Raw genomic sequence first — 11,597 nt, 5'->3', positions numbered from 1 at the left:
GGGAGAGGGCGCTTCACGCATGACCGGTCCGTCATCCATTTTTCAGCGTCATAACGCGATAGCACTACCCGTATAACGATTATCGGAATTACCCTCTTCGGTCGAAGGCCAAAGCGCCACACACCAGATGAGGGAACAACAGGGATGAAACTTCCCTTCTACGCGACGCTGGCGGCCACCGCGCTGCTGCTCAGCTCCTGCGCCGAGCCGCCGCAGCCGCCCCGCCCGGTGCCGGTCAAGCCGCCGGTCCAGGTCAACGGCCTGTGGTATCTGGACCAGGGTTGGTCGGACGAGGCGCGCCAGTGGTACTACAACACCACCCAGGGCTCGCAGATCATGCGCTATGACTGGTTCATGGCGCTGGAGGATCCGCAGACCAAGCAGCCCTTCGTCAAGAGCATCACCCGCTACGGCTATGCCGCCGGCACCGCCAGCAGCTGGAATCCCGAACTGCTGCCGGTCGGCTTCGTCAAGGACACCGATCCCGACAAGACCGCCTGGTTCGGCATGACCTGCGCCGCCTGCCACACCGGCGACGTGACGGTGAACGGCAAGACCATGCGCATCGACGGCGCGGTCACCAACGGCGATCTCTACGGCTTCATCAACGGGCTGAGCGGCGCGGTCCACACCACCGTGACCAGCGACGCGGCCTTCCAGCCCTTCGCCGCCCGCGTTCTGGGCGCCGGCGCCACCGATCAGCAGAAGCTGGCGCTGTACAACGACCTGAAGGCCTTCGACAAGTCCTTCGCCGCCTTCGTCGCCGCCAGCACCCCCGACACGCCGTGGGGGTCGATGCGCACCGACGCCTTCGGCATGATCTTCAACCGGGTCTCGGCCATCGACCTGAATCTGCCCAAGAACAACCGCGCGCCGAACGCCCCGGTCAGCTATCCCTTCCTGTGGGATGCGCCGCATCAGCCGCGGGTGCAGTGGAACGGCCTGCTGCCCAACGCCACCGCCTTCGATGCGCTGGGCCGCAATGCCGGCGAGGTGCTGGGTGTGTTCGGCAAGGTGGCGCTGAAGCCGCCGGCCAACGCCGCGCACTACTATTACAAGTCGACGGTCCGCGGCCAGAATCTGGTCGACATGGAAAACCAGCTGCGCAAGCTGCGCTCGCCGGTGTGGCCGGACAGCCTTGCCGGCAATGTCGACATCGTCAAGGCGGCGGCCGGCGAGACGATCTACAAGGAAAGCTGCGAGAGCTGCCACGCCATCCTGCCGCGCGGCCAGACCTACACCACCGCGCCGATCCAGATGGTGCCGCTGTTCAACTGGGCGAAGCCCGACGACGCCAAGGCGGTGATCGCGGCCTTCGGCACGATCTGCACCAAGGGCGTCGACGCCGCCGTTTCCGCCGGGATGGTGACGGTCAACTATGCCGCCGATCCGAAGATGGCGGTCGACGCGCTGTGCCGTCAGGTCGATACCGGCGTCCTCGCCAACGTCGCCATGCCGCCGCAGCTGCTGGGCGGCAAGCCGCTGAAGAACCCCGATCTGGCGGCGAACCTGCTGTCCAACGCGGTGATCGGCGCCATCCTCGGCGATCTGGTGCGCGAACCCGGCCTGCTGGCCGACCTGTTGAAGGGCGACAACGCCCCGGCGCCGTGGCTGACCGCCAGCGCACCGGCCAGCTGGTCGCCCGAATCGAAGACGACGGGCGGCACGCTGGACACCACGCCCTTCGTGAAGCAAGGCGCCAGGATGACCGCCGACCACCAGAAGGTGATCGCCGCCCTGACCGGCCGCGGCGAGAGCAAGCCGACCGTCGGCGCGGTGCCCGCGGGCGGCCGTGCGGCGAAGGCGGCTGCCGCTCCGGCGAAGTCGACCTCCGGCGGGGCGACGGCCGACGAGGAGGCGCTGGCCGCCACCATCAAGCAGCTGCTGGCCTACAAGGCCCGTCCGCTGGACGGCGTGTGGGCGACCGCGCCCTTCATGCACAACGGGTCGGTTCCCAACCTGTATGAGATGCTGCTGCCGGCATCGCAGCGGTCGGTGGCCTTCCGCATGGGCAGCACCTCCATCGACCCGGTCAAGGTCGGCGTGGATTCGTCCGCCAAGGACGCCACCTTCGTCTATGACACGACGAAGCCCGGCAACCACAACAGCGGCCACGAATTCGGCGCCGGGCTGACCGACGACCAGCGCTGGCAACTGGTGGAATATCTGAAGACGCTTTGATCGTTTTCGGGGCTTCCGCAACATCCGGCAAGCCGGAGCGTCGCCATCCGCGGCGCTCCGGCTTTTTTCTTTCGGCACGGCCGGCGACGATCCATGCGACTGCGAACGGATATGGGCGGAATCTTTCCTCTTTCGGATGGATCGGCGGGCCGCCAGCCTTGCATCGCCGGGCCTGGACGTTCAGACTGTTGCTTCCTTCATAGGCAATACGCACCAGTCAGACCTTGTCCCAGCCCGATCAGCCTTTCCGCGCGCCGGCATCCGTGATCCCGTCGGGGATGCCGCCGGTCCCTTTCACCCAGGGATCGCTGTTCGGCGAGGCCGACGCCATCGGCTATGGCTCGGGCCAGGTCTATGACGAGATGGTGAACGGCCAGGGCCGGCTGCGGCCGCACTGGCAAACCTTCATGAGCACGCTCGGCCCCCTCGACGCCGAACAGATGGCGCAGCGGTGGGAGGAGGCGCGGCGGCTGCTGCACCAGAACGGCGTCACCTACAACATCTACGGCGACCCCAATGGGATGGAGCGGCCGTGGCCGCTCGACATGATGCCGCTTCTGCTGCCGGCCCATGAATGGAAGGCCATCGAATCGGGGCTGATCCAGCGCGCGTCGCTGTTGAACGCCATTCTGACCGACCTGTACGGGCCGCAGACGCTGACCCGGTACGGCCGGCTGCCGCCGTCGGTGATCCATGCCGACCCCGGCTTCCGCCGCGCGGTCCACGGCATCCGGGTGCCGAACGACGTCCATCTGCATTTCTACGCCGTCGACCTCGCCCGCGCGCCCGACGGGCGCTGGTGGGTGCTGTCCGACCGCACCCAGGCGCCGAGCGGCAGCGGCTATGCGCTGGAAAACCGCGCGGTGATCGCCAAGGTGCTGCCCGACAGTTTCCGCCATTGCCAGGTGGAGCGGCTGACCGGTTTCTTCGACACCTTCAAGGAGACGCTGCTGTCGATCGCGCCCCGGAATGGCGCAATCGGCAGCGGACGGGCGCCGCGTGTGGTGCTGCTGACTCCGGGCCCCTACAACGAAACCTATTTCGAGCACGTCTATCTCGCCCGCTACCTCGGCCTGACGCTGGTGGAGGGGGCGGACCTGACGGTGCGTGACCGGACGGTCTATCTGAAGACCCTGTCGGGGTTGGAGCAGGTGGACGTGATCCTGCGCCGGCTCGACGCCGATTTCGCCGACCCGCTGGAAATGCGCGCCGACAGCTCGCTGGGCGTGGCCGGGCTGATCGAGGCGGTGCGGGCCGGCAACGTCGTGATGGCCAACGCGCTCGGCTCCGGACTGATGGAATCGATGGCGATGAAGTCGTCGCTGCCGACGCTCTGCCGTCACCTGCTGGGGGAGGAGCTGCGTCTGCCCGGCGTCGCCAGCTGGTGGTGCGGCAACGACGCCGAACGCGCCTATGTGATCGACCATCTCGACGGGCTGGTGGTCAAGCCGGCCTTCCCGTCGCTGTCCTTCGAGCCGATCTTCGGCGCCCAGTTGTCGGCCGCCGAGCGCTCCGCCCTGGTCGAGCGGATCAAGCGCCGCCCCTGGTATTTCGTGGCACAGGAGCAGATGGCGCTCTCCACCGCGCCGGTCTGGCAGGATGGCCGGCTGCAGCCGCGCCCGCTGGTGCTGCGCGTCTTCCTCTGCGCCACCCCCAGCGGCGGCTATGCCGTTATGCCCGGCGGCCTGACCCGCGTGTCGAGCGAATCCGGCCGGCTGGTGGTGTCGATGCAGAGCGGCGGCGGCAGCAAGGACACCTGGATCCTGGCGCCGCGCCGGGCCGACGTCGCCTCAGCCCAGCCGCGCCCGGCCCTGGCGGCGGAACCGACGGCCAGCGGCGCCCGACCGTCCGCCAACGACCTGCCCAGCCGCGTCGCCGACGGCCTCTATTGGCTCGGCCGCTATGCGGAACGGGCGGAGGGGGCTTTGCGCCTGCTGCGCGCCACCCAGAGCCGGCTGATCGACAGCAACATGCCGGGCGCCAATCTGCAGCTTCGCCCGCTGCTCGACCTGCTCGGCTCGCTCGGCATGATCCCTGCGGAGATGGCGCGGGTGACGGAGAGCGGCGCGAGCCGCGGCCTGCGCGAAGCGCTGCACGCGGCGGTGAGCGACCCCGACCATCCCAACAGCCTGCGCTCCCAGGTGCTGCGCCTTCACCGCACCGCCTATTCGGTGCGCGACCGCCTGTCGATGGACATGTGGCGGGTGGTGTCGGCGATCGACCGCCAGACCCAGCCGCCGAAGGGGCGGATGGACGCGGCCTCGCTGCTGCTGCGGCTGGACGACGTGATGATCACGCTGGCAGCCTTCTCCGGCCTGGAGCAGGAAAGCATGACGCGGGGCGCCGGCTGGCGCTTCCTCGACATCGGACGGCGGATCGAGCGGTCGCTGCACATGATCGCGCTGATGCGCGGGGTCCATGTCGCCGACCTGGACCGCGAGGACGAGCCGGTGCAGGCCGCCACCCTGTCGGTGCTGCTGGAACTGGGCGAGAGCGTGATGACCTATCGCGCGCGCCACCTGACCAGCGTGCTGCGCACCCCCGTGCTCGACCTGCTGCTGGGGGAGGAGGCGAACCCCCGCGCGCTGGCTTTCCAGCTCGCCGCGCTGGATCGCCACATGCGGGCGCTGCCCAGCCAGGGCGTCGGCACCGGGACGGATCCGACCGGCGGCGCGCTGGCCATCGTCGCCGCCGCGCGCAACAGCCTGGAACGCACGGACGCCTTGGCATCCAGCGAGACACTGCGCACGCTGTTCGACACGCTGGCGATGTCGCTGCCCGACGTGTCCAATTTCCTGGCGCACGCCTACTTCAGCCATGCCTTCGCACGATCGGCCTGACGCGATGACGCCCCCTTCCCCCGCTCCCGGCCCCTCCCCCAGCAGTGGCGGCCTATCGACGCGCTACCGCGTGCGCCACGCCACCGCCTACGACTATGGCGAGGATGTGCCGATCTCCCACCATCTGCTGCATCTGTGCGCCCGGCCGCACCCGCGCCAACGCATCCGGCGCAGTCTGCTGACCATCGATCCGACCCCGGCGGTGCGGGCCGAACGGGTGGATTATTTCGGCAACACCGTCACCTATGTCGCGGTCCAGGAACCACACCGGACCTTCTCCGTGATTGCGGAAAGCGAGGTGGAGGTGTTCGAACCGCCGGTGCTGGCGCCGAACGATTCGCAGCCGTGGGAACAGGTGCGCGACAGCCTGCGCGGTCTGTCCGGACCGGATGACGGGGCGGAGATCTCGCAGTACTGCTTCGACAGCGCGCTCGTCGCGTCCAGCCCGGAACTGCTCGATTATGCCCGGGGAAGCTTCACGCCCGGTCGTCCGGTGGTGGCTGCGGCGATTGACCTGATGAACCGCATCAACCGCGAATTCGCCTTCGATCCCACCGCGACGACGGTGGCGACGCCGATGGCGGCCGTGATGCGCAACCGTCGCGGCGTCTGCCAGGACTTCGCCCACATCGCCGTCGGTTGCGCCCGCGCGGTCGGCCTGCCGGCACGCTATGTCTCGGGCTATCTGCGCACGCTGCCCCCGCCGGGACAGCCGAGGCTGGTCGGCGCCGACGTCAGCCATGCCTGGGCGTCGGTCTGGTGCGGGGCTGCCGAGGGCTGGCTGGACATCTGCCCGACCAACGCCTGCGTCGCCAACCGCGATTTCATCACCGTGGCCTGGGGCCGCGATTACGACGATGTCAGCCCGGCCCGCGGCGTCCTGGTCGGCGGCGCCGGCCACGGCCTGACCGTCAGCGTCGACGTGGAACCGCTGGAAGACTGAGCACCCCGCTCACGCCTCCTGCGGCAAACCCAGCATGCGGTGCAGCGTGTTGCAGATGGTGCGCGGGTTGACCGGCTTGCTGAAGATCTCCAGCGGCTTCCAGCGCTCGTGCGTCAGGTCGCTGTCCTGGGTCAGGTAACCGGTCATCACCACCACCGGCAGGGCCGCATCCCGTTCGCGAATTTCCCGGATCAGCGTCTGGCCGTCCATGCGCGGCATGCGCAGGTCGGTCACCAGCGCGTGCACCGGCCCGCGGGCATAGCGTTCCAGCGCCTCCACGCCATTGGCGGCCACGGTCACGCGGAAGCCCCGGAAGGTCAGGAAATCCTCCAGCGCCATCGCCGCCAGCACCTCGTCCTCCGCGATCAGGATGTGCAAGGGATCAGGCATGGGAGACCTCCCTGTCGGTTGAGGCGACCGGCTGGCTCGGCAGGGTGATGCCGAAGCGGACGCCGCGGCTTCCGCCCTCCAGGTCGACGTTGCGGGCTTCGATCCGGCCGCCCATGCCGTCGATGATGCCGTAGCCGATCGACAGGCCAAGGCCGGAACCCTTCCCGACCTCCTTGGTGGTGAAGAACGGATCGAAGATTTGCGGCAGGACCGTGGGATCGATGCCGCCGCCGTCGTCGGTCACCTGGATGACCACGCTCTGTCTGTCCGGGTCGTCGCTGACTGCCACCATGATGCGTCCCGCCTTCCCACCATTTGCACGATACGCGACGATGGCATCGCGCGCGTTCGAAAACAGGTTGAGTATAACCTGCTCCAATTCAAGCGGTCGACCAGTTACCGGTAGTTGCGCCGAGTCGACGCTTTCAAGAATCTCGATGTCTTCCAGCGCATATTGATGGCGCACAAGCTCCACCGCGCTCTGCACGCAACTGGCGGGATGGAAGGCCCGCATGCCGCCGCCGTCCCGGCGGCCGAAGGTGCGGACATGGTCGATCAGCTTGCCCATGCGGTCGGTCTGCTCGATCACCAGCTTCAAGGCCTTTTCGGCACGGGCCGGTTCGAGGAGATTTTCCTGCAGGCGGTTCAAGGTGTTTTCGGTCCAGAGCCGGATGACGTTCAGCGGTTGGCTCATCTCATGCGCCATGCCGGCGGCCAGCGTGCCCAGCGTCGCCAGCTTGGAGGTTTGCACCACCTCCTCCTGCAGACGCTTGCGCTCGGTCACGTCACGGCCGCTGCCGAGGATTTGGATCACCCGTCCGGCGGCGTCCTTTACCGGCACCAGCACGGTGTGGAAGACGCGCTGACCGACCGGCAGGTCCAGCGTCTCCTCGTAATCTATGCTCTCGCCACGGTCGCGGCATTGGGTGTAACGGGGAAGGATAGCGTCGGCCACCTCCGAACCCAGCGCATCGCCGACACGCTTGCCGCGCAGACGTTCCGGATCGAGACCGGTTGCCCGGGCCAGCGCCGGATTGATCGCCTCGAACGCGAACTCGCCATCGGGTTCGACACGGACAATGAACAAAGCCTCGGCCAGATTGTTGAAGAAGCTGGAATAGCGCGACTCCATCTCCCGCCGTGTCGCCACCTCCTGCGCCAGCGCGCGGTTGCTGGCCTCCAGTTCGCGCGGGCTGGGAAGCGCCAGCAGGCGCGGCATCAGCCACCAGAGTGCCGCCGCCGTCGCCAGCGACGCCAAGGCGGTGATGACCTTCACCAGCCCTTCCAGCACATAGTCGGGAGTCCACAGGGTCCAGACCGACATGAAATGGGTCGTGCCGCAGGCGATGATGAACAGCGCGAACAGCAGAGCCACCCAACCGAAGGCCACATCGCGCCGACGCATGACAAAATAGATCAAGGCCACCGGGATCGAGAAATAGGACAGGCCGATCAGAATGTCGGACGCGACATGCAGCATCAGGATGTCGGGGCGCCAGAGCAGGCAGACCCCGTGGGGGATGAATCCGCTGCTATCCAGAAGCTCGTCCAATCCCGTTGCCATGTCCGCCTCTTTTCCGACCATACCCGTCCGACGGAGGCCATCGCTTCAGTGTCGAAACCATTATGCACGTCCGCACAAGGTCCGCCACCGGACCGACGCCGTCAAGCCGTCAGTCCGGTTCGGGAAACTTTACAGGATTTTCTCGGGAAAGGACGCCCGCCCGCGCCGGTGTGCACCAGGGCGGGCGGGCGCCGGCATCAGGCCGCCGTGTGGACCTTGCGGTTCTGCTCGCGGGTCTTCAGGAAGCGCAGCGCCGGGAAATCCTCCTGCGCGCGGTTCAGGTGCCAGGCGTTGCGGGCCAGGAACACCAGGGCGCCGTCATGATCCTCCGCCAGCGCCGAGCGGTTCAGCTCGATGAACTTTTCCAGCTGCACCTTGTCGTCGGTCTCGACCCAGCGGGCGGCATCCAGACCGGCCCCTTCGAATCGGGCAGCGATGCCGTATTCCGCTTCGATTCGTGAGGCCAGCACCTCGAACTGCAGCTGGCCGACGACACCGACGACCCAGTCGGCGCCGGTCAGCGGCTTGAACACCTGGGAGGCGCCCTCTTCGGCAAAATGCTCCAGCGCCTTACGCAGATGCTTCACCCGCATCGGATCGTCCGGACGGACGCGCTGCAGCAGTTCCGGCGCGAAGCTGGGCACGCCGGTGAAGCGCAGATCCTCGCCCTCCGTCAGCGTATCGCCGATGCGAAGGCTGCCGTGGTTGGGGATGCCCATGATGTCGCCGGGCCACGCCTCTTCCGCCACCTCGCGGTCGCGGGCCAGGAACAGCACGGCGTTGTTCACCGCCATCAGCTTGCCGGAGCGGATGTGCTTCAGCTTCGCGCCGCGCTTGTAGCGGCCGGAGCAGAGGCGGACGAAGGCGATGCGGTCGCGATGGTTCGGGTCCATGTTGGCCTGGACCTTGAACACGAAGCCGGTGACCTTGTCCTCGTCCGGCTGGACGGTGCGCGGATCGGCCGGCTGCGGGCGCGGCGGCGGCGCATTCTCCGCCAGACCGGACAGCAGCTCACGCACGCCGAAATTGTTGATGGCGGAGCCGAAGTAGATCGGCGTCAGATGGCCGGCGCGATAGGCCTCCAGGTCGAAGGCCGGCATCAGGCCGCGCGCCATCTCCACCTCTTCGCGCAGCTTGGCGACGGCGTGGGCGGGCAGCAGTTCGTCCAGACGGGGATCGTCCAGGCCGTTGCACTCGATGCCCTCGTCGATCTCGTCGCCCTTGCTGCGGTCCATCAGGATCAGCCGGTCGCGGATCAGGTCGTAGCAGCCGAGGAAGTCGCGGCCCATGCCGATCGGCCAGCTGGCCGGCGTGACCTCCAGCGCCAGCGCGCTCTCGATCTCCGAGATCAGGTCGAAGGGGTCGCGCGCCTCGCGGTCCATCTTGTTGCAGAAGGTCATGATCGGCACGTCGCGCAGACGGCAGACCTCGAACAGCTTCAGCGTCTGCGCCTCGATGCCCTTGGCGCCGTCGATCACCATGACCGCGCTGTCGACCGCGGTCAGCGTGCGATAGGTGTCCTCCGAGAAGTCCTCGTGGCCCGGCGTATCGAGCAGGTTGAAGGTGCGCCCGTCGAAGTCGAAGGTCATGACGGAGGCGGTCACCGAAATGCCGCGCTCGCGCTCCACCTTCATCCAGTCCGACTTGGCGCGCCGCTGCTCGCCGCGGGCCTTGACGGCGCCGGCCATCTGGATGGCGCCACCGAACAGCAGCAGCTTTTCCGTGAGCGTGGTCTTACCGGCGTCGGGGTGCGCGATGATGGCGAAGGTCCGACGGCGGGAGACGGCGTCCTGAAGTTCGGACATGCGCTAAGTCCCGTGACAAGAGAAGGTGATCGTGATAACGGCGAAAGGGGCCGACAGGCGAAATACGCCCATCGGCCCCCGTTGTTTAGATAGCAGCAGCGCCGGGCGGATTCCAGAGCGTTCCGCCACCCGGCCGTCGGACGCCGGCCGCTCACGGACGCTGCGGATAGATCCCGTCGTTGCAGATGACGTAATGGAGTCCGGCGAGCGGCTCCTTGCCCTTCAGGTTCGGCAGGGCGAAGGTCTTGATGCCGTCGCCGCCATATTGGTTGCCGATCAGGGAATAGAGCGCTGCGTATTGCTGGATCGGCAGGATGCTGCCGTCGCAGGGCAGAAAGCCCACTGGGACGAAATTGCAGCCAACCAGAATGACGTCACTGATAAGATAGTCCATCATCGCCTCGTGTCTGGATGCGACGGCGACGGAAAATCGGGTCAACCCCGAATGCCCGTAGCGCTGTCGGGCGTATGATGATTCGCGCAATAAAGCATGCGCAATCGGCAAATCAATGCTGCTTTGCCCGTACCGAAAAATTCGCGGGGCGGTTCCCCACCCCGCGAAGCATCAACAGGTCAAAGAGCCAGTTCGGCGATCTGCACCGCGTTCAGGGCGGCGCCCTTCAGCAGCTGGTCGCCGCAGACGAACAGGTCCAGGCCATGGTCGCCGAACACCAGGTTGGTGCGGATGCGGCCGACTTCGACGTCATACTGGCCGGTGGCGTTCAGCGGCATCGGGTAGGCGCCGTTGGCCGGATCGTCCACCACCTTCACGCCGGCGGCATCGGCCAGGACGGCGCGGGCGGCATCCGGCGTGACCGGCTGGATCGTTTCCAGCGTGATGGCTTCGGAGTGGGCGCGGTAGGTCGGGATGCGGACGGCGGTGCAGCTGACCAGCAGGTCCGGGACCTCCATGATCTTCCGCGTCTCCCACGTCACCTTCATCTCCTCCTTCGTGTAGCCGTTCTCCTGGAAGGCATCGATCTGGGGGATCAGGTTGAAGGGGATCGGGTGGCGGAACACGCTGTTGGTGACGGGCTTGCCGTCCAGCTGGTTGCGCGTCTGCTCCTCCAGCTCGGCCATGCCCTCGGCACCGGCGCCGCTGGTGGCCTGATAGGTGGAGACGATGGCGCGCTTGATGCCGAAGGCCTTGTGCAGCGGCCCAAGCGCGACGACGGCGATGGCCGTGGTGCAGTTCGGGTTGGCGACCAGACGGGAGCCGGCGGCGTACGCCTCGCGGAAGACGTGGGCGTTGATTTCCGGAACGATCAGCGGGATGTCGGCGTCGTAGCGGAAGGCCGAGCTGTTGTCGATCACCAGCGCGCCGGCCGAGGCCAGATCCTTGGCGTGCGCCTTGGCGAAGTCGCCCGACACCGCCAGCAGGACAACGTCATAGCCCTTGACCACCGCGGCGTCGAAGGCCTGCAGGGTCAGGGCGCCGTAGGGGGTCTCCTGCACCTTGCCGGCGGAACGCTCGGAGGCGAACAGGCCGAGCTCGGCGACCGGGAAGCTGCGGTCGTGCAGGACCTTGACCATCTCGCGGCCGACGGCGCCGGTGGCGCCGACCACGGCGACGCGGAGGGACTTGGAAGAAGCGGAGGCGTTGTTGCTGCTCATGGCGGGGTTCCGTCCTGTCTATCGCACTGTTGATCGGACCGGCCTATCGGTCGTTCGGACAGCGGACCCCGGATACGACGAGGCCCCGTCCGTTGTCCGGCGGGGCCTGCCTCGTGGAAGAAACGCTGGTCGATCCGATCAGCACGCACCACGCCGCATCCCGCCGAAGCGAGTCGCTTTTTTGGTCGTAGTGGTGGTGATGGCCTTGCGGTTCATGGGGCCTTCTTATCCGAATGCGCAGGCATTGTAAAGCGCCTGCG

The 11,597-nt window shown here is 67.3% G+C and carries 8 protein-coding genes; 3 read left to right on the top strand and 5 right to left on the bottom strand.

Going from position 1 to position 11,597, the window contains the following annotated elements; all coding sequences use genetic code 11:
• Positions 1 to 144 precede the first annotated feature (144 nt).
• The 3 genes from PWS46_RS06115 to PWS46_RS06105 all read left to right on the top strand — a co-directional run bounded on the left by PWS46_RS06115 (position 145) and on the right by PWS46_RS06105 (position 5,964).
• Entirely contained in the window at positions 145 to 2,181 is a 2,037-nt protein-coding gene (locus tag PWS46_RS06115) for a di-heme-cytochrome C peroxidase (RefSeq protein WP_434619429.1), read from the top strand.
• A gap of 278 nt (positions 2,182 to 2,459) precedes the next feature.
• Positions 2,460 to 5,021 (top strand): circularly permuted type 2 ATP-grasp protein, encoded by a 2,562-nt coding sequence (locus tag PWS46_RS06110; protein ID WP_434619426.1) that lies wholly within the window; start codon positions 2,460 to 2,462, stop codon positions 5,019 to 5,021.
• Between the two features lie 4 nt (positions 5,022 to 5,025).
• The gene (locus PWS46_RS06105) at positions 5,026 to 5,964 is read left to right on the top strand and encodes a transglutaminase family protein (protein ID WP_434619423.1); all 939 of its coding nucleotides are present in this window, start codon (positions 5,026 to 5,028) and stop codon (positions 5,962 to 5,964) included.
• A gap of 9 nt (positions 5,965 to 5,973) precedes the next feature.
• Here PWS46_RS06105 and PWS46_RS06100 read toward each other — a convergent pair whose 3' ends face one another.
• The 5 genes from PWS46_RS06100 to PWS46_RS06080 all read right to left on the bottom strand — a co-directional run bounded on the left by PWS46_RS06100 (position 5,974) and on the right by PWS46_RS06080 (position 11,337).
• On the bottom strand, positions 5,974 to 6,354 hold the full coding sequence (locus PWS46_RS06100; protein WP_434619420.1) for a response regulator: 381 nt from the start codon (positions 6,352 to 6,354) through the stop codon (positions 5,974 to 5,976).
• A complete protein-coding gene (locus tag PWS46_RS06095) occupies positions 6,347 to 7,918 on the bottom strand; it encodes a sensor histidine kinase (protein WP_434619417.1) in 1,572 nt (523 codons plus the stop codon). The genes PWS46_RS06100 and PWS46_RS06095 overlap by 8 nt, the downstream gene beginning before the upstream one ends.
• A 197-nt stretch (positions 7,919 to 8,115) precedes the next feature.
• Complete coding sequence (locus PWS46_RS06090; RefSeq protein ID WP_109075712.1) at positions 8,116 to 9,723, bottom strand: peptide chain release factor 3; 1,608 nt, start codon at positions 9,721 to 9,723, stop codon at positions 8,116 to 8,118.
• 151 nt (positions 9,724 to 9,874) lie between these two features.
• Positions 9,875 to 10,120: a phage tail protein gene (locus PWS46_RS06085; RefSeq protein ID WP_434619414.1), complete on the bottom strand. Its 246-nt coding sequence runs from the start codon at positions 10,118 to 10,120 to the stop codon at positions 9,875 to 9,877.
• A gap of 176 nt (positions 10,121 to 10,296) precedes the next feature.
• On the bottom strand, positions 10,297 to 11,337 hold the full coding sequence (locus tag PWS46_RS06080; RefSeq protein ID WP_434619411.1) for an aspartate-semialdehyde dehydrogenase: 1,041 nt from the start codon (positions 11,335 to 11,337) through the stop codon (positions 10,297 to 10,299).
• Between the last annotated feature and the right edge of the window lie 260 nt (positions 11,338 to 11,597).

Source organism: Azospirillum sp. B2RO_4 (genome assembly GCF_051124815.1).
Lineage (GTDB): Bacteria > Pseudomonadota > Alphaproteobacteria > Azospirillales > Azospirillaceae > Azospirillum.
This window is presented reverse-complemented; position numbering and strand designations above follow the sequence as displayed.

Bases quoted from the DNA above. Each gene is read 5' to 3' on its own strand.
- PWS46_RS06115 (WP_434619429.1), top strand. From the start codon at position 145: ATGAAACTTCCCTTCTACGCGACGCTGGCGGCCACCGCGCTGCTGCTC.
- PWS46_RS06110 (WP_434619426.1), top strand. From the start codon at position 2,460: ATGCCGCCGGTCCCTTTCACCCAGGGATCGCTGTTCGGCGAGGCCGAC.
- PWS46_RS06105 (WP_434619423.1), top strand. From the start codon at position 5,026: ATGACGCCCCCTTCCCCCGCTCCCGGCCCCTCCCCCAGCAGTGGCGGC.
- PWS46_RS06100 (WP_434619420.1), bottom strand. From the start codon at position 6,354: ATGCCTGATCCCTTGCACATCCTGATCGCGGAGGACGAGGTGCTGGCG.
- PWS46_RS06095 (WP_434619417.1), bottom strand. From the start codon at position 7,918: ATGGCAACGGGATTGGACGAGCTTCTGGATAGCAGCGGATTCATCCCC.
- PWS46_RS06090 (WP_109075712.1), bottom strand. From the start codon at position 9,723: ATGTCCGAACTTCAGGACGCCGTCTCCCGCCGTCGGACCTTCGCCATC.
- PWS46_RS06085 (WP_434619414.1), bottom strand. From the start codon at position 10,120: ATGATGGACTATCTTATCAGTGACGTCATTCTGGTTGGCTGCAATTTC.
- PWS46_RS06080 (WP_434619411.1), bottom strand. From the start codon at position 11,337: ATGAGCAGCAACAACGCCTCCGCTTCTTCCAAGTCCCTCCGCGTCGCC.